This window comes from Mycobacterium sp. OAE908 (assembly GCF_017872775.1).
Classification (GTDB): domain Bacteria; phylum Actinomycetota; class Actinomycetes; order Mycobacteriales; family Mycobacteriaceae; genus Mycobacterium.
This window is the reverse complement of sequence record NZ_JAGGJL010000001.1, coordinates 3,067,171-3,084,915: the sequence shown is the minus strand read 5'-3', so window position 1 is coordinate 3,084,915 and position 17,745 is coordinate 3,067,171. Positions and strand designations below refer to the sequence as shown.

Annotated in this window: 13 protein-coding genes; 5 read left to right on the top strand and 8 right to left on the bottom strand. The window is 62.8% G+C overall.

Annotated features, from left to right (window positions below; genetic code table 11):
- Positions 1 to 2: 2 nt before the first annotated feature.
- Genes J3E61_RS15150 through J3E61_RS15125 form a run of 6 tightly spaced genes read right to left on the bottom strand, consistent with a single transcriptional unit; the run spans position 3 to position 7,762 of the window.
- Positions 3 to 818, bottom strand: a complete 816-nt coding sequence (locus J3E61_RS15150; RefSeq protein WP_210084110.1) for an alpha/beta hydrolase — start codon at positions 816 to 818, stop codon at positions 3 to 5.
- Entirely contained in the window at positions 815 to 2,065 is a 1,251-nt protein-coding gene (locus J3E61_RS15145) for a hypothetical protein (protein WP_210084109.1), read from the bottom strand. The genes J3E61_RS15150 and J3E61_RS15145 overlap by 4 nt, the downstream gene beginning before the upstream one ends.
- A 7-nt stretch (positions 2,066 to 2,072) precedes the next feature.
- Positions 2,073 to 3,857: a hypothetical protein gene (locus tag J3E61_RS15140; RefSeq protein ID WP_210084108.1), complete on the bottom strand. Its 1,785-nt coding sequence runs from the start codon at positions 3,855 to 3,857 to the stop codon at positions 2,073 to 2,075.
- Positions 3,854 to 5,527 (bottom strand): glycosyltransferase, encoded by a 1,674-nt coding sequence (locus J3E61_RS15135; protein ID WP_210085573.1) that lies wholly within the window; start codon positions 5,525 to 5,527, stop codon positions 3,854 to 3,856. Before J3E61_RS15135 ends, J3E61_RS15140 begins: the two co-directional genes overlap by 4 nt.
- Before the next feature lie 29 nt (positions 5,528 to 5,556).
- Positions 5,557 to 6,843, bottom strand: a complete 1,287-nt coding sequence (locus J3E61_RS15130; RefSeq protein WP_192722161.1) for a hypothetical protein — start codon at positions 6,841 to 6,843, stop codon at positions 5,557 to 5,559.
- Positions 6,827 to 7,762, bottom strand: coding sequence for a glycosyltransferase (locus J3E61_RS15125; RefSeq protein WP_192722162.1), 936 nt, complete (start codon positions 7,760 to 7,762; stop codon positions 6,827 to 6,829). The genes J3E61_RS15130 and J3E61_RS15125 overlap by 17 nt, the downstream gene beginning before the upstream one ends.
- A 439-nt stretch (positions 7,763 to 8,201) precedes the next feature.
- Here J3E61_RS15125 and J3E61_RS15120 point away from each other — a divergent pair, with 439 nt between their 5' ends.
- The 3 genes from J3E61_RS15120 (at position 8,202) to J3E61_RS15110 (ending at position 11,731) form a co-directional block, all read left to right on the top strand.
- A complete protein-coding gene (locus J3E61_RS15120; protein ID WP_210084107.1) occupies positions 8,202 to 8,351 on the top strand; it encodes a hypothetical protein in 150 nt (49 codons plus the stop codon).
- Between the two features lie 203 nt (positions 8,352 to 8,554).
- Positions 8,555 to 8,878: a hypothetical protein gene (locus J3E61_RS15115; RefSeq protein ID WP_192722163.1), complete on the top strand. Its 324-nt coding sequence runs from the start codon at positions 8,555 to 8,557 to the stop codon at positions 8,876 to 8,878.
- Between the two features lie 120 nt (positions 8,879 to 8,998).
- On the top strand, positions 8,999 to 11,731 hold the full coding sequence (locus tag J3E61_RS15110) for an AAA family ATPase (RefSeq protein ID WP_210084106.1): 2,733 nt from the start codon (positions 8,999 to 9,001) through the stop codon (positions 11,729 to 11,731).
- Positions 11,732 to 11,935: 204 nt separating this feature from the next.
- Here J3E61_RS15110 and J3E61_RS15105 read toward each other — a convergent pair whose 3' ends face one another.
- Positions 11,936 to 12,331 (bottom strand): hypothetical protein, encoded by a 396-nt coding sequence (locus J3E61_RS15105; RefSeq protein WP_210084105.1) that lies wholly within the window; start codon positions 12,329 to 12,331, stop codon positions 11,936 to 11,938.
- A 254-nt stretch (positions 12,332 to 12,585) separates the two neighbouring features.
- Positions 12,586 to 13,527, bottom strand: coding sequence for an NAD(P)-dependent oxidoreductase (locus tag J3E61_RS15100; protein WP_210084104.1), 942 nt, complete (start codon positions 13,525 to 13,527; stop codon positions 12,586 to 12,588).
- Between the two features lie 1,854 nt (positions 13,528 to 15,381).
- On the opposite strand from J3E61_RS15100, the gene J3E61_RS15095 reads away from it, so the two are divergent.
- Positions 15,382 to 16,797, top strand: a complete 1,416-nt coding sequence (locus tag J3E61_RS15095) for a polysaccharide biosynthesis tyrosine autokinase (protein WP_210084103.1) — start codon at positions 15,382 to 15,384, stop codon at positions 16,795 to 16,797.
- 16 nt (positions 16,798 to 16,813) lie between these two features.
- Positions 16,814 to 17,689, top strand: coding sequence for a methyltransferase, TIGR04325 family (locus J3E61_RS15090; RefSeq protein WP_210084102.1), 876 nt, complete (start codon positions 16,814 to 16,816; stop codon positions 17,687 to 17,689).
- Positions 17,690 to 17,745: the final 56 nt, after the last annotated feature.

Here is a 17,745-nt window from a genome sequence, read left to right as displayed (position 1 = left end):
GGCTACGAACGCTTCTCCTGCTCGGCGAACCATTTCACCAGGTCGTCACCTTGATAGCAGGCGGCGCTGCCGTCATTGCCCGCGCAATCGACGACGGAGATGTCTGAGACTGATCCGAATCGGGCCGCGAACGCGCGTGCATTCGCATCGCTACGCACGACCTGATCGTCAGGACTCACATAGAACCGCATGGCCTTGCCCTTGAACGCGTTGAAGGGCAGCCCCATCGGATTCACCTCATGAATCGAAGCGTCGGGGTACATCTTCGTGACCGCGGATTCATATTGTGGTGCAACGGCTTTCAAATCAAACACCGGGTTGATCGCCGCGAAGCCACGTACTCTTACCGTGGGCCCCGCTGCGAGCAGATTCGCAGCGGCGATGGCGCCCATCCCGTCGGCGAGAAAGAACACGTTTTCGGTCCTGTAGTGCTGTGCGGCCGTACCGCCCACATAGATGTAGTTGCGTTGCGATGCCGCGTTGCCCCACGCGTCCCCACTGGCCCTGCTCGCAACCACGGCGAATCCCGCGTTGACGAGCGCGCTTGTCAGCTTTGCGTGTGGCTCGTCAGCAGTCATTGCGAACTCATCGTCACCGGCGTCGTGAAAGTAGACGACCACCGCTCGGATGAGCTTGTCCTTGCCCGCGATGCCCAGCGTTTCCTGACCGTCGACCGTGAGCCTCAAATACTCGTATTCGACGCCCTTTTGCCGGTCGGCACATGCGGTTGCGCTGACCATGACCACGCACAGCACCAGGACGAGTAGTGAACGGATGGCCGAGGGCCGCCGGATCGAGGACTGCGTAGAAGCGGTCAACCTAGTCGTGCTCCTCGTGAGTCGGAAAGGAGGCCGATCGGGTCGGCCAATGCCAAGCCCATCGCCTCCCTCAACATGACCGGATCGACCGCGTTGTCATGAAACGTCGTATCCATGGCCATCACTCGGCGGTTGTCGCCGCAGAGAACCGTCATCCCGAGTGGACCCTCCGGCGGGACGCTTCCCGCATAGACGGGCGGTTCGTCGGGCAGGAAGGGCAGGCTGTCGATCTCGGGCGACCACCCGAGATTGCTGAATGTCATCCTCGGTCGCGCGGCGGTGTCGACGGACGTCGCCTCCGGCATCGAAACGCCGCCCAGCAGCGCAGCGAGCATCTGGCCGGCGAGCGGACGCCCAGAGGCGCTCGTCGACTTGATCCGCACCGAAATCTCCTCGGGTCCCATGGTCCAGTCGAGCAGCATCGGAACGCCTGCGACGAAATTCCCGTCGATGTACTTCCACCCGAGATACCGCCGAAGGTCGACGATGACCCGCACATCCGGGGCAATCTCGAGGCCCGCCTTGTGCAATGCCTTCAGATACAGAGAGACCTGAAGTGCGAACCGACTGGCGCGCGGAGTATTTCGCTTACCCCAGGCATACATTTCGTCCGCCTGCTCTCGCGGCATGTTGGTGTGCTGCACGCTGCGAGACGGTGACCAAGGGCGCTGCTCGCCAGGCGGATTCGTCGCACCGTCGTGATCCGGTCGATCAGCAATGGCAGCCAAGGCCAACGCGGGCCGACGGCCGAACGTGTTGAATGCCGCCGAGGCCAGTGGGAAACGACCGGCGCTCTGGACTGGCCATTGCACCACTTCTCCGGTGATGGCGGTTTGCAAGGCCGCGGCGATCACAGTGAGAAACAGCCGACCGTCGCCGACACCGTGCGACATCCTCAGTCCAATGTGCCGCGGATAGCGGATCAGGCTGAGCGGTGGTTCCAGCGTCGGGTCGCCTGCCAGGTCGGCGGCGCGGTCGCCGACATCGGTCGCGTCGTCCCAATCCCGTTCGACGACAATGGATTCGGCGGGCCGGTCGGTGATCCAGTACCGCCTGGTGTCGTCGGGTCGCCACGTCAGGCGGCTGGCCGGATATCGCTTCGCCAGTTCGGCGACCGCTGCCCTCAAGTCATCCGTCGAAGGCATCTCGAAGGAGCCGACCAGGACCGTGACGTAGGTGTCGAGCCAGGGCCGGTCGCGCCGCTGCAACGCAACGGTGCCGTCACTTCGGCCGCGGACCCTGTTCATCGGCGGCCTACCCGCGGCCTCGCTGGGCGGCGTTGCCCACCATGACCGGGTCCGGCGAGCCACTTGGCCGAATCTTGTGAACGAAGACCGTGACACCTTCGCCCTCGAAGAAGGGCTCCCACCGTTCGCGGTCTGCGTAGAGCCGTGCCTTCAGATTGGGCAGCGCATCCCACGGCAGGATTCCGAAATACCAGCAGTACACCTGCATCTGGTCGGTGATGATCAAGTACGTCGACGCGTCCTGACGCCCGTCGAGTGCCTTTATGACCCACTCGTAGTCTTCGTCGGTATTGAAATGCCGCTTGATCAACTCGTTCTTGAAAATCATCGGCTGGTCAAAACTGCTCTTGAAGCGCATGTAGTTCGCATACCGCCAGGTGCTGCGTTCCGGCCAGTTCGGTGCGGCTTCGGTGATGTATGCGGGTAGCTCCGCCTGAGCCAGCACCTGTTCTGACGTCTCGACCTGGTTCTTGGGCATGACGTTGGCGAACCACGAACCGGTGTTTCCCATGACCGACGCCGAGATCGCGATCAGCAACACGCACACCGCCGCGGTGTAGCCGCGCAGTCCGCCCTGCAGTATTGCCACCACTACCGGCGCGAGCACCAGAGAACACCCCATCAAGCAGTACAGGTAAACGCGGAAAATCGACTCGCCGCCGTAGTCGAGGCCGCCGACCAGACACATGCCAGTGAAGGACAGCACCGCAAGCGCGAAGAACGGCTGCTTCCTGCGCCAGCGGTACAGCAGCGTCAAAGCCGTTGCGCCCCAGAGGGCAACGGCCATCGCGCGGTTGCCCCAGCCGACAACACGCTGGCCGAATACCGGATCGAAATGGAAGCGGCCGAGATTTGTCTGCAGGTTTCTGAAGAAGTCCAGCGACAGGTGGTCTTTGAAGTCGCTGACCTGGTCCCAGTTCAGCCACAGCTGGCCGGCCAGCAGAGCGGCCAGCGGAAACAGGATCCACCACGGCCGCATGTTGCGCGAAATGACCAGCAGCCCGATGAGCAGCGCGACCCAGTAGGGAGTGAGCGGGTGGGTCAGGTTCACCGCTGCGAACAGAACGATGATCAGGCATACGCCCGTTCGGCGTTCCCGCGACAGCCCGAGGAGCGCGATGATCGCTGCGGACAGAAAGAGACCAACCGACTGGGGCGAAAAATAGTCCTGGGCAACCCAGTTGAGCGCTGCGACCATGAACATCGCCGTCACAGCGTGCAACGGAGCAAGACCCCATGCTCGCGCCACCCCGAACACCATGGCCACCAGCGCCAAATGGAAGCAGGGTGTCCACCAGTGCGCGATCACGATGGGCGGGACGCCGGTCAAATCCGAGAACCAGGCGGTCAGCGCGAACAAGCCGGGCCAACCGTTGTAAATGTCGAGGCCCCACGCCAACCCGCCGGAGTGCTGGATGTAGTCCACGACACCGAGGTGCTTGTACGTCCAGGAATACATCGGCATATCGGTTGCCGTTGCCCGCGGCAGTTGCAACACCAAGACGAGGCAGATCGTGGCGATCGCCGACGACACCACGTTGGCCTGCCGGATCGCGATCGTGAACGCAACGACGACGAGCGCGATGGCGATCGGATAGGCCGGTGACGTGGCGCCGATCAGTCCCCACTGCGATGGTCCGGCGTCGGGAATCGAGCGTTCGCCGATGACGTAGCAGACGGCGCTGACAGCCAGCAGCGCCCATGGCAACCACCGGCGGGGCGGCCGGGCGGGCTCGGCAATGTCGGCGGCAACCGTCTCGACTTCCTGGCCGGCGACGACCGTCGCGGTCATGCGGACGTCACCGCCTTCCGACGGGCTCGGGCGGCGAGGAATCCGAGTCGAAGCAGCCCGAAGGCAACGGTCGCTCCGGTCAGCCCGAACAGGACGACGGTTGGGTCATAGAAGCCGAGCATGATGAGGGCCGTCACCACCAGCAGGCAGATCGACACGCTGATCGCGGGCACAAGGGAAACCATCACGCCGGTGGGCAGGCGCGTGTACCAGGACATCACGAGGCTGCCGGGCCCACCAAACATAAAGAGCCCCACCGCAATCGCCAGCAGAAACGTGGGTAGAGCCGAAACCGCGCCCAGAGCGCCGACCAAGCCCAGCACGACAGCAAGTACTGCCAATCGTCCGGCGGCAATGGCATTGTCCGGATCACCGAACATCTGACCCTGGCGGTAGTCGAGTGCCCGAAACAGCGAAAATGAGGGCGTCGTCAATGGTTTCGCCTTTCGACCCGCGATTCGCGCTCGCGCCAATGCGAACGGTCCTGTGAGCACACCATGAAGTTCACGACGATCGAGCCGCACCAGGCGGGGATCATCTGCGATCGTGTCCGGCGGGTCGACAACGGTCACACCTCTGAGATGGTCGATGGCCTTGCGGCCACGCACCAACACCATCCGCAGCGTCCGCGGCTTGACCAGAAGCTTCGAGATCCACGCCCCAAGCCCGAGGCCGTAATTGTGAATCTGGTCCTCGAGTTCCTCTGGCGTACGGCGATGTTGATGCCAGACCACCGCCGACGGCTCGCGCACCAACAACCAACCGGCCAACAACAGGCGAACGAACATGTCGATGTCCTCGCCTCCTCCGGTCGGTGATCCGATTCCCATTCCTTCGTCAAACCCGCCGACCTCGACGGCGGCATCCGTGCGCACCGCGAAGTTCGCGCCTGTCCCGTATTGAGCCACCCGGAACGGAAAAAGCGCGTCGTCGGGCGGCGGATCGGCGAGGCTGAACACCGCGGCATCACACCGACGAGCCCATCCAACGCGTCGGTCGAAATACGACTGCGCGGGAGTAGCCAGCTCGGCGCTCGGCACCATGCCGCACACACACGCCACGCGCTCGTCGCGCCCGAAGCCGAATGCAAGATTGTCCAACCAGTTCGGGTCGACGATGACGTCGTCGTCGGTGAAGGCGACGATTTCGAAATGGGCGTGCTTCAACGCTGTGTTGCGAGCGATCGAGAGCCCGCTGCCCGCGGCGCTGACGAGACGGACGTTGGCGCCTGCGAATGCCTCCACCACCGGCGGTGTCAGTCCGCTGGCGGGGTTGTTGTCGACGACCAGCACCTCGTACTCCGGATAAGGCAGCTCCGTCAGGTTCTTTATGACGTCTCGCAATTGCTCGGGGCGGTCACGCGTGCACACCACCACCGAGATCGGTGGCAAATCTTTACGCTCCGGCTTCTCAACGATTGCAGGCAACTCGTCGATGCCGGCTCGCAGCACCGAGCCGTCGACTCCTCCGTCGACAATGGAAGCCTCAACGAAACCGCGCGGTTGGCCATTGCTCCACACCAGCAGCCGCGCCCTGGCGAAATCCTCGGCGCCGAAGAGCTGCATCCGCTGGCCATCGACGTGCTCCTCGTCGATCTGGCCCACCCACGTCGCGCCTGCCCATGTTTGCGCGGGAGCGGCACTGACGATCGGCCGAAGCGTCTCGGTCATTTCCTCGTCCCCCCACCGGACGGTAGCGCTCACCTGGCCCGCCTCCGCGTGGCCCCGTAATGGATGATGATTCCAGCAACGAGGACGACTTGGGCAAACAATAGCGCGATCGCTCCACCCCATGCCCCGCGCGCGGGCACCAGGACGGGTATGGCGGTGATCAACACGACTCCGGTGATGGCGTTCAGGACGAGCGGGGTCGTCATGTTGCGGCGCGCCTTCTGCAGCGCGGCCCACACCATGTAGATGCAGCGAACAACCGAGCCTGCGGCCAGGGCCGCGATCACGCCGGTGGCTCCCAGTGCGCCGTACTCCGGATTGAGTAGGCGCAAAGCCGTTGGGACGACGGCGATCAGAACGACCGCCCCGACGCTCGACAGCGCGACGGCGCGGATCATGATCTTGCGCGTCATCACCCCCGCTTCTTCGGGCGCACTCGATGCGTGAACCACAAGTGACATGGCAAGGGACCCGCCGACGAAATCGAGCGCCTGCGCTATCGAAAGGGATAGGGCGAACAACGCGCCCTGCTTCGGATCGGAATAGACCGTCACCAGAAACGGGGTGACCATCAGCAACCCCATGGTGAGCGCCGAGGACGTCACGGTCTGTCCGACGAACAAGCGGAACGTGCGGTTGAGCACACCCTCGGGGGCGGCGGCCGGGGGCAGGTCTCTACCTGATCGCACGACCCTGGCGATCATCGGTTGCAGAACGGCGATCACCACCGCCGCGGCCACGATGAAAGACAGTTCGACCGGGTGCCAGCTCTCGGTGTAGGCCAACAGGACGAGCAGCGCGATCTTCGTGAGATTGACCGCGACGGTGGTCGCAGGCAACCAACGGGCCCGGCCGAGCGCAACGAGCGCCGAGGTCTGCAATGTCAGGGTGGCCCAGGCGAATACGCCGATGATGACCAACATCGCGACCACGACGGAGCCGCGGACCTCATCGAGCCAGGCGACCGTCGCACCGGCAGCAGCGAAGCCGCTCACGAGCGCCAACACGACGAACACCCGCTGGCCACGGCGGTACAGCTGGAGTCGAGCCACCCCGGCGGCCGGAAGGAGTGCGGTGTACGCGTCGCCGACACCCGTCGCCACCACTATGGCGACCGACACGATGACCGCCAGCACGGCGGTCATCACGCCAAGTTGCGCGGGCGGGAACATCTTCGCGGCAAGCGCCCAGAAGGCTACGCCCAGTACAGCATTCGTGACAGACGACGACGCCAGTGACGCAGCATCTCGATACAGACGCTGCGCCCCGAACCGTGAGGCCGGCCCGTCGACGACCGCCTCAGGCTCCGCGGTCATCGGCGGGCTTGTCGACGAACGCTTGGACCTTCGCGCCATTGATCACGTGAGGCTCGAAACTGCGTTGTGATTCAACAACTTCCGGTAGCCCGCTCAGGATTTCCGGAATGATGACATCGGCGTCGAGCGTCGACACTATGTTGCCGTCTCCGCGTGGCGATTCGCCACACGCCCTGAGACGCGCGTATTCCTTTTGGATGGTCCGAAGCACCCTCATCCCGTCGCCGACCGCGTTGAGGTTGCTCAGGCCGTACATCCTTGCCTTCTCATAGCTGCACACTTCTGCGACGCTCAGCCCGGCAGCGGCCACGCGCAGATTGATCAGGGTTTCGATCTCGAAGCCGTCCCCCCACTGCGGCAGCGGCGCGTCGATGTCGGGCAGCCACATGTGAACCAGGCAGTGCCGCCAGAACGCATTGAAGCCGTAGCACAGATCGGTGTACTTAGTGGAGAACAGTCTGTTGACGATGCCGACGAGACCGTGATTCCCGAAACTGCGGAACCGCGTGATGTCTGCACTGCCGCCGCCTTGGACGAATCGAGACCCCTTCGCGAAATCTGCACCAGAGATCAGCGCGCCCAGGAATCGCGGTAGCTCTGTCGGGCACGTGCTGCCGTCGGCGTCCATCATCACGATGATGTCGCCGGACGCTTCAGCGAACCCACATGCCAATGCATTGCCTTTGCCGCGGCGGGTCTGCGACAGGTGGATACCGTCGGGCCAAAGCTGCCTGGCGACTTCGGCAGTTTGGTCGACCGACGGCCCGTTCACGAACACGATCTCGTCGATGTCGCGCGGCATCCGGGATGCCAGGTACGGCAGGTTTCGTTCTTCGTTCACCGCCGGGATGACAACGGACACCCTCGGACGATGGGTCTCGTGCGGTATTCCGTCCCAGATGCTGGCTAGTGCGGCCATTTCGATGGCACTCCCCCAGGTGGTACGTCAATCGGATCTACTCGGAACGCTGTTTGGCCAATCCCCCGACTGACCATGCGCTATCAATTCACAAACGGTGCGCTTCGACGTCCGACGATCACGGTGCGTGCGGAACCACTGCCCTCTAACCCCCTTCGTTCGCCTCCGCGCCGACGAGTCGGTCATGGCAACTTCTGCGAAGATTGCGAACGGGATCAGCCTTTCATAACCGCAGCGGGATTGCAGCAAATTGAGGAGATTTCCTCTTAGTTACCAATGCAACCATTTGGTCCCGGCTGTTTCGCTTAACGGACATCCCTACGCCAACCACGCCCGACGGCTTCCCGTGCACGGCAGCCCGAGCCCGAGTGAAGCGGCAGGCCAACCGGCCGTTCAACGTTGCCCGACACGACCCATATTCGGCCCTTTAGCTGCATAAATGGCCGCGCCGTCCACCCCGGCCTTGGCAGACCGTGCGCCGCTCGAATCCGGGCGCGGGCTGCAACGTCGCACTGAACTCGGCGACCCTCCGATTCGGCGGACGCGACGGCCGCACGGAGCCGACGGCAAGACCGAGAACCTCTCGTAATCGCACGGATCCTTCACGATGGCAAATATTATCGCTGCGGGAAATTGCGGTGCCCGGGCCAAAATGATCATGGCGCATAGAGCTAGTGGCGAATTCGACGGTCGAGCAGCGCGACGTCAACGCCCGAGTGGTCCAAGCCGATAGGCGAACGGATAGGGAAACACCCGATTCCAGCAGCACCGTTGCGCACTACCGTCCGATTCATGGATGCCCTCGCTGATGTGGCGTACTACCTCGCCGAGTGGTATCTGCCCGAGATGACCGCGACATCGGTCGATGAGATGGTGGCCAAGCTCGATGCCGCCGCCGTGGCCGTCAGTACCGAGGGCACGCCGGTTCGGTTGATCGTCACGCTTTCCGTGCCGACCGACGAAGTGCTGTACGGAGTCTTTGGGGCGCCGTCACCCGACATCGTCTCGCAGACATGTGTTCGTGCCGGCGTCCCGTTCCAGCGGATATCCGGTGACGTGGGTGCCCGGATTCAACCCCACCCCGTGGCTGAAGTTGCCGATAGCGCACCCGTCTGATCGCTAACTGATCAGCGAAACTGTGATCTAGCTGCCACGTGCGGCATCGCAATGCGCCACGAAGGCACCCTCGTTCGATGTACCCTCTGTTTGCTGGGGGCAATTTGGGGGTGATCGTTGATGCCGGGCGTGGTGAGCCGTCCGCTGGAGATCCGCGCGGTTTCGGAGTTCCTGGAGTCGGCAGCCCATCAGCCGTCTGCACTCGTCATCGAGGGTGAGCCGGGGATAGGCAAGACCACGCTGTGGTTGTCGGCCGTCGAACGGGCGCGCGACAACGGTTGTCTCGTGTTCAGCGCCCGCGTTGGCCAGGCGGAGTCCATGCTCGCCTATGCGGCGGTGGCGGACCTGCTCCGTGACGTCGACCCGGGAGTCCTTGCCGGCTTGCCGGACGTCCAGCGCCTCGCCGTCGACCGGGTGTTGCTGCGTGCCAGCGGCGAGGATCACGCCACCGACCAACGCATCGTTGCGGCCGCCTTCGCGGCGGTCTTCGAATGCCTCGCAGCGGACGCGCGAGTGTTGATTGCGATCGACGATGCGCAGTGGCTGGACCGGTCCAGCCAGGACGTGATCTCCTTCGCCGCCCGGCGATTGCGAAGCCCGGTCGGGTTGTTGCTCACCGAACGGTCCGATGCAGATGGTGCGAACACGGCGTCGTGGCTGCAGTTGTCCAGGCCCGACGGCATCGAAAGGTTGCATGTTGGGCCGCTGAGCCTTGGCGCGCTGCACGTGTTGATTTCCGGGCGCCTCGGCCATGCGTTCTCACGACCGACGATGGTGCGCATCGCCGAAATCTCTGGAGGCAACCCGTTTTTCGCGCTCGAGTTGGCGCGCGCCATCGATCTCGGCTCCACGGGCCCGCAGACAGCGCTACCCGGTTCGCTTGCCGAATTGATGCGACTGCGGATCGGGCGGCTGGACCGCGACGCCCGAAAACTGTTGCTGGCGGCGGCATCCGTCGCCGACCCGACGGTCGAACTACTCACGAAAGTCACCGGCGCTCCCATCGACTCGCTCGATGAAGCGGAAGCCAAGGGAATCGTCGGAATCGACGGCAATATGGTGCGTTTCACCCACCCGCTGCTGGCCCAGAGTGTCTATGCGGATGCGAGTGCGGCCGAGCGGCGTGCCATGCACAGGTCATTGGCGCGAACAGTGACGTTGCCCGAACTGAGGGCAAGGCACATGGCGCTGGCAGCGTCCAGCGCGGACCCGGACACATTGCATGCCCTGGACACCGCGGCGGAAGAAGCCGCGGCCCGTGGCGCGCCTGCCGCCGCCGCCGAGCTCGTGGAGCTCGCCATCGGCCTCGGCGGCGACAGTCCCGATCGCCGAATCAACGGTGCGGTACACCATTTCAACGCCGGGGATCCCGAAAGAGCGCGGGCGTCTCTCGAGCCGACGTTGGGTGTGCTGACGTCTGGCGAGCGGCGCGGGGCCGCACTCAACTTGCTGGCCGGGATACACCTGTACGACGACAACTGGAGCGAGGCCGTCGCAGTTCTCGAGCGCGCGCTGGGCGACGCAGAAGACAATCCGACATTGCTTGTCCAGACGCTGATCCTGCTGGCATTCGGTCAACGAATGATCTCGAGGTACGAAGAGTCGTTGGCCACCGCGCGTACCGCGCTGACCGAGGCCGAACGCTATGGCGATGCGGCGCTAATCAGCAGTGCGCTGGCGATGTCTGTCCAGCTGAACTTCATGTTCGGCAACGGCGTCGATGAAATCAGCCTTCGGCGCGCCGTAGAACTGGAGGACCCCGACGCCGATCTGCTTATTCCGTTCAGCGCCAGCATGATTGAAGGTTTGATCATGGCCTGGACGGGACGCCTGGACGCTGCCCACGCCAGAATGGAGGCGCTGCAACGCCGATGCACGGAACGCGGCGCGGAAAACGACCTCACCGCCGTCGAGAGCTGTGAGGCGATGATCGAGATTTGGCGAGGAAACCTTGACGCCGCCGATCGACTTGCCGAAGAGGCCGTGTTGCGCGCCGAACAGGGCAGCGGGTCGCTTGGCATCGCGCTTTCCATGCAAGCGATGGTGATGGCTTACCTTGGGCGCGTGCAGGTTTCGCGAGACGCAGCCCGGCACGCGCTGGAGATAGCGAGCCGCACTTCTTCATCACGCCTCGCGGAATGGCCCACGATGACCCTGGGATTTCTGGAGGTATCGCTCGGTCACTACGCCGAGGCGCTCGAAATGCTTGCCCCGATGCAGCGAACGCTCGAGGCGATCCCCGGCACGGAGATCATGACCGCGTCGTTCATGCCCGACGCGGTCGAAGCCATGATCGCACTTGGCCGCAGCGACGAGGCTGAGCCGTTGATCGAGGCGCTGGAAAGCAATGGCCGCAGGCTCGATCGGTCGTGGATGCTCGCTGCCGGTGGTCGTTGCCGGGCCATGTTGTCGGCGGCGCGGGGCGACGTCGAGGCCGCCTCGGCCGAGGCGCAGGAGGCGATGGCCCAGCACGACCGACTGCCGATGCCGTTCGAGCGGGCGCGAACTCAGCTGTTGCTGGGCCAGCTCCAGCGTCGACAACGACAGAAGGAGCGCGCCAGGGCGACGCTACGGGAGGCTCTGAAAACCTTCGAAGCGATCGGCGCACCGCTGTGGGCCGGGCGCGTGCAGTCCGAACTCGCCCGCGCAGAGGTGGTCCCGTCCCACGACCGATCGCTCACGCCGTCTGAGCGGCGGGTGGCCGAGCTGGCGGCGTCGGGCATGACCAACAAGGACGTCGCGACCGCGTTGTTCATCAGCCCGAAGACAGTCGAGGCGAACCTGGTGCGGATCTACCGCAAGCTGGGCATCAAGACGCGCGCGGAGCTGGGGCGGGTGATCGGTGACGCTTGAGCTCCGCGGCAAACTCCACAGAATCGGCCGCGGCCTGGTTGACTCAGGGGAGGCGAAATCGCGGACGGTACACTCCAGCAAACCGCGACGTTGGCTGCCGGGAGCGCCCACGGAGGGCATGCGCTAGAGACCGCCTTGTTGGGCCACAAGTCTTGGTCGTAAAACTCGACATTCAGTGTCGCCCGGAATGGTTCAGCCGCAGTGTTACCCAGAAGACCCCGGGGCGGCCGCCCGGCACGCTAGATTGTGCTTTCGGGCGAACCGCGCCAGCTGTGTGGAGGTGTACGGGCAGCCGCGGTCAGCGTGCAGATTCACCCGCTCGGCCGGCTGGTCGCGTATCGCGACGGACATCGACATCGCCGATTCGACCAGGTCGGTATGCAGGTGATCCTCGATCGCCGAGCCGAGCACTCCTCGTGAGCAGCCGGCGCGCACGGCGCACAGCCATCCGATGCGGACACCGGTGTCGAGTCGGCGCTCCCTAAGGCCTTTGGGCACCGCAGCGTCCTGGTCGACGGTCGTGGTGGCCGGCGCGAGGTGCGCGGACTGATCTGGGCCAACTCTGGCGTCGCATTGAGGCGCCACCGTCTTGCATGACACCGTTTCACCGGGCCTCGTGGGTCGGCCAGGATCCGCGTTGCGCCATACACGCACTTCTAAGGCCTCATAGAATGCGGCGACTTTAACGTCCAGCTCGGCAGGACGCTGCTGTGTCGGTGTGGAATGAGCCTGTGGATTCCGGACTCTAGTTCCGCCTTCGCCCATTCGAACGGATGCAGGACAGAATGGCCGACCGTGACCCTGGTGCAACTAGCAGCATCAAGAATGAGTCAATTTCACTGTAACCTTGACAATTATATTTCTAGATATTCGTGGAGCGCCTGTTTCCACTCCCGCGGCGCAAAACCTACGCTCTTTATTTTCGTAAGATCGAGCGTACTTTGCCGCGGGCGAGGGGCGATGCCATGTTTGCCTTCGTAGTACCTTTCGGTAGTGACCGGCGCGACATCGTCCGCTAACTTGCCACTAAGTTCGTACACTTGCTTGGCAATATCGGCCCAGCTAGCCGGATCACCGTCATTCGACAAATTGTAGGTGCCGTAGGCGGCTTTAGTGTCAAGTAGATGTTTTATGCCCGCTGCAAGATCGGCAGCAAATGTCAAGCGGCCGACTTGGTCGCAGACAACGCTCGGCTTAACGCCTTTATCCGCTAGCTCTTTCATCGTCCGGACAAAGTTTTTGCCCTCGCCAATTAGCCAGCTGGTGCGGACGATGTAGTGTTTTGGCGTGGTACTCACGATTAAATCGCCAGCGGCTTTGGATTGGCCGTAGACACCGAGCGGAGCCAAACCTTCAGTTTCGGTATGGATATCGATAGTACCGTCGAACACGTAATCGCTGGAAACGTGGACAATCGTAAGATTGTTTCCATTGGCGATTTTTACCAAATTAGCTAGAGCGCTGGCATTGCTGAGCCAGGCGTCACGACGGCCTTGTTCTGTTTCAGCTAGATCGACGGCCGTGTAGGCTCCGGCATTCAGAATAACCTCGTAATCGCTCCAGCGACGGACAGTGTCAATATCCGGGTCGCTCATATCAAAAGTATCACGGTCGACACCTTCAGCTTCCGGGAAGGTCGCCATCAGGGCCCGTCCAAGCTGGCCGTATGAACCGATAATTAGGACCCTCTTCGGCGGCAATGGCGTGACGTCAGCTAAGTTTTGGATAGGTTTATCCTTTCGGAACTTTGGAGATTGAGGTAATTTCTTAAGCGATTCATCGAGTGTTCCTGACATTGCAGGTTATGTGTAGACAATATCGTCTTTTACGTTGGGTAACCGTTTGCCAAGCCGCGCGGAACAAAGATTGCCTTGGAGGGACCCAGCTCGGTGCAAGAAATGGAGCTGGCTGCTGCGCACGCCATCACATGCAACGCCCATCCCCCTCAAGCCGACCAATATCCGATCGTTGACGTCGCGCGGATCGTACCGCCACCGGCGTCCATCAGTAGCGTCTCGGTGATTTGTCGGCACCTCCCTTCACGGTGCTACCTAGGCCCTGCAGCTGGCAAGGCAGAACCGACCCGTGCCGCCGATTTGTGCAGAACGGTGGCGTGGTCTGCAGCTGAATCGGGATCGTCTGCAACATGTGCGACCTGCACCCGAATTCCCTGAGATCGCGCGGTGGACGGGTTACCTTCCGTTGTGCTACACGGAACGGAGGTAGGGAGGCGTGTGCAGCGCGTGCTGATGCCAGGCACGGAGTTCGAGTCGTGGGCTGTGCTCGTTGATGCACGGGTATCGGCGCTGCCGATGGTGGAACCGTCCTGCTCGGCGGGCAGCATGAGTCGGAAGCTGTCGGCGTTGACGTCGTTCTGCGGGTTCCACGCCAGGCGCGGGATCGAGGGCTTGCTGATCACGATGCAGCCGACGGCTGGGCACAGGCCCACCGCCTTCGTATCGGCCGCTTCAGCACCATGTGTTCAGACGCTAGGTTGAGGTGGGACGGACAATCAAGTGCAGGCACCGCAAACTCTGCCGAAAGTCCTAACTGTCCAACATGTTCGGGCGACACTCGATGCCTCCGAGCACCGGCGAGACCGGCTACTTTGCCCTGATGCTTGACACAGACCTCCGGGCGGGGGAGGCCCTCGGAATGCGCCACGAAGACGTCGCCACAGCAGAGAAAACGATCAAATAGCACCGCACGACAACGACAGCCGCGCCGCGCGAACACGGGGTCGCGGACGATCCCGGCCGGCCCGGAGTAAATGCGTCTGTATGCCGACTACCTCGACCATGAGTACGGGACACTGGATTCGGACTACGTCTCCGTCGACCTGTGGTCAGCGTCACTGGCCAGGCCGCGGTCGAATTCGACGGTCTACGACCTGCTTCAGACAACTGCGAATGCGGACCGGAATCGAGTTCGGACCCATCTTCCTCGCACCTACGCCACTTAACTGGTGCGACGAGGCGCCGGTGAAGGGCTGTTGGGGCAACGCCTCGATCGCCAAACGGCAAGCGCCTCGGTTGCCCGTAGATCCTCGCGATCGAAGCGCGTCGCCGCGCCAATTGGTATGCCGCCCAGCGTGATATGGGGTTGGTGGAGCGCATGGCGCAGTGCGCGATGACCGAACTTGACTTGCTGCCGATGCCGTTGGAACGTGCACGCAGGCTGCTGTTGCTCGGTCAGTTGCAGCGCCGTCTTCTGCACAACGAGCGCACGGGCGACGCTGCGGGAGGCGCTGCAGTCGTTCGAAACGACCGCCACGTCGCTGTGGGCCTACCGCGTGCAAGGCCGAACTTGCCCGCGCGGAACGGGTGCCGACCCACGACTTGTCGCTTACGCCCCTCCGAGCGATGGGTGACCGCACTCGCGGCGTCAGGTATGACCAATAAGGACGTCGCGACCGCGCCTGTTCATCGGCCCGAAGACCGTCGAAGCGAACCTCGTGCGGATCTACCGCAAACGCAGGATCAAGACGCGCGCGGAGCTTGGCCGCAGTGTCAGCGACCTATGAGCGCGGCGGCACTAGGTTTGCTACCGGCGGCTATAGCTAATCGTCGACATTCCCTCCTGCACGGACTGTATGCTGCAGCAGCAAACGCGAGATCGTTTGAGGTGGGGCAGGCTACGAGGGGGGCCACATGACCATTCTGGACTTGTTGCGGGCAATGCGGGCTCGTTGGCTGATCATTGTCGCGACGACAGCTGTTGTCGTTGGTGCGGCGGTGGCATACAACTTGCACACCACTCCGCTGTACGAGTCGTCGACCAGGCTCTTCGTCTCCACGTCGGCCGCCCCCGGGGACGCCAGCCAGATCTATTCGGGCACCCTTTCTTCGCAACAGCGAGTCGTCTCCTATACGAAACTCCTGACGGGCGAGGCCCTAGCTCAACGTGTTGTCGACAAACTTCACCTCGATATGACCGCGGGCGCGCTACGAAATGAGGTCACGGCCACTGCCGCCAAGGATACGGTCCTGCTAGACGTATCGGTTCGCGACGCCTCCCCGAGCCGGGCTCGCGACATCGCGAACACCCTGTCCGATGAATTCGTCGTCTTGGTGCGGGAATTGGAGACTCCGCCGGATGGTGAGGCACCCGTTGCTCGCGTTGTCGTCGAGCAGCACGCATCACTTGCCGCCGAACCGGTCATTCCGAAAACGACGCGCAACATTGCAATCGGCTTGGCGATGGGTTTGCTGTTGGGAATTGGCCTCGCGCTCCTGCGCGACCGGCTTGACAATACCGTCAAAGACGAAAAGACCCTCGAAGACATCACCGGTGTGGGAGTTGCCGGTGCGATTCCGCTAGATAAGAACCGCAGGAAAGATCCGATCATCCTGTTCGATAGTGACAGGTCGGCAATTGCGGAAGCATTTCGCAAGCTTCGGACCAACCTGCAGTTCCTTGCCGTCGACAATCCGCCTCGCGTGATCCTGATCACCAGTTCGGTGCCGGACGAGGGAAAATCGAACGCGGCGATCAACATTGCGTTGGCCTTGGCTGAAGCCGAACACAACGTCGTGCTCGTCGACGGCGATCTACGCCGCCCGACGCTAGCCAAGCACCTCGGACTGATTCAGCAAGTCGGCTTCAGCACTGTACTGGCTAACCGCGCATCCCTTGATGAGGTGCTACAGAAAAGCCGGTTTCCCAGACTTACCGTTCTCGCTTCGGGTGCCATCCCACCGAACCCCAGCGAGCTGCTCGGCTCGTTAGCAGCCAAGAAGATCTTGGGCCAGCTGCGTGCAAATTTCGATTACGTCATCATCGACTCTTCCCCGCTCCTCGCTGTCACAGACGCTGCTGTATTGGCGGCCGATGCCGACGGCATCCTGATGATGGCGCGATACGGGGAGGTCAAACGTCAGCAACTCGCGCATGCGGTTCGACATCTTGAAGACGTCGGCGCTTCGCTACTCGCCACCGTATTGACACTGGCGCCCACGCGCGGAAATGCAGCATACAGCTACAACTACGGCTACTACGGCGATCGCAGTGCAGCGTCGGGTCGCCCTGACGCCCCAACGTCTAAGCACGAACGTCGAGCGAGCTGATTGGCGGAATGCGCACATGCCTCAAACTGCCAGCCGGTACTTCAGCTTTATCCGCCCTTTGGTCGACTTGATGCCGCCCCCGCTGGCGCGGTCCGTGTTCGCGCTGCGCAGCAGTAGCATCCATTTCGAAGGGCCATTCGAATCGTGGGAAGCCGCCGCAGCGAAATCCACGGGCTACGACGCCGACGACATTCTCTCGCGGGTGCTCAAGGCGACGCTGACAGTCAAGCGCGGAGAGGCGGCGTTCGAGCGCGACTCGGTGGTCTTCGATGACATCGACTACCGATGGCCTGTCACTGCCGGCCTAATGTGGGCGGCCGCGCGCTCCAACGGCAAGCTCGATGTCCTCGACTTTGGCGGTTCGCTCGGCACCGTCTACTTTCAGCACGCCAGGCTGCTGTCCGCGCTAGCCGACGTGCGCTGGAACATCGTCGAGCAGCCGCACTTCGCGCGAGCGGGTCGGGCTGAACTACAAGACGAGCGGCTACGGTTTTACGACTCCATCGGCGAGTGCCTGAAAGAAGCCAGCCCGAACGTCGTGCTGATCTCTGGCGTGCTGCACGTTCTCGCCGATTCCGCACCGGTGATCGCGGAGCTCCGTGCAGTGGGTGCGCCAGTGGTGATCGTGGACAAAACGTTTGTCAACACCTCAACGCGCCACCGCGTCTACGTGCAGCACGTGCCCGCCCGCATTTATCCCGCGAGCTATCCCGTCCAATCCCTATCCGAATCGGCGTTGATCGAGAACTTCAGCCCCACGTATCGGCTCGAGTGTGCCTTCGACAGCGCCGACGCTCCGCCACTCGTCCAGATCGGCTCACATTTCAAAGGTTTTCTTTTCATCAATAGCGAGGCGAATCTGGGGGTTTCGAATGGGTCCATACGGCGGTAGCCAAGTCCTGCTCACCGGGGCCTTGGGTTCATCGGCTCGAACTACTCAGAAGGGGT

Excerpts from the sequence above, each read along its gene's own strand:
- J3E61_RS15095 (WP_210084103.1), top strand. The coding sequence starts at position 15,382 with ATGACCATTCTGGACTTGTTGCGGGCAATGCGGGCTCGTTGGCTGATC.
- J3E61_RS15145 (WP_210084109.1), bottom strand. The coding sequence starts at position 2,065 with ATGAACAGGGTCCGCGGCCGAAGTGACGGCACCGTTGCGTTGCAGCGG.
- J3E61_RS15135 (WP_210085573.1), bottom strand. The coding sequence starts at position 5,527 with ATGACCGAGACGCTTCGGCCGATCGTCAGTGCCGCTCCCGCGCAAACA.
- J3E61_RS15125 (WP_192722162.1), bottom strand. The coding sequence starts at position 7,762 with ATGGCCGCACTAGCCAGCATCTGGGACGGAATACCGCACGAGACCCAT.
- J3E61_RS15140 (WP_210084108.1), bottom strand. The coding sequence starts at position 3,857 with ATGACCGCGACGGTCGTCGCCGGCCAGGAAGTCGAGACGGTTGCCGCC.
- J3E61_RS15120 (WP_210084107.1), top strand. The coding sequence starts at position 8,202 with ATGGCCGCGCCGTCCACCCCGGCCTTGGCAGACCGTGCGCCGCTCGAA.
- J3E61_RS15115 (WP_192722163.1), top strand. The coding sequence starts at position 8,555 with ATGGATGCCCTCGCTGATGTGGCGTACTACCTCGCCGAGTGGTATCTG.
- J3E61_RS15130 (WP_192722161.1), bottom strand. The coding sequence starts at position 6,843 with ATGACCGCGGAGCCTGAGGCGGTCGTCGACGGGCCGGCCTCACGGTTC.
- J3E61_RS15100 (WP_210084104.1), bottom strand. The coding sequence starts at position 13,527 with ATGTCAGGAACACTCGATGAATCGCTTAAGAAATTACCTCAATCTCCA.
- J3E61_RS15110 (WP_210084106.1), top strand. The coding sequence starts at position 8,999 with ATGCCGGGCGTGGTGAGCCGTCCGCTGGAGATCCGCGCGGTTTCGGAG.
- J3E61_RS15090 (WP_210084102.1), top strand. The coding sequence starts at position 16,814 with ATGCCTCAAACTGCCAGCCGGTACTTCAGCTTTATCCGCCCTTTGGTC.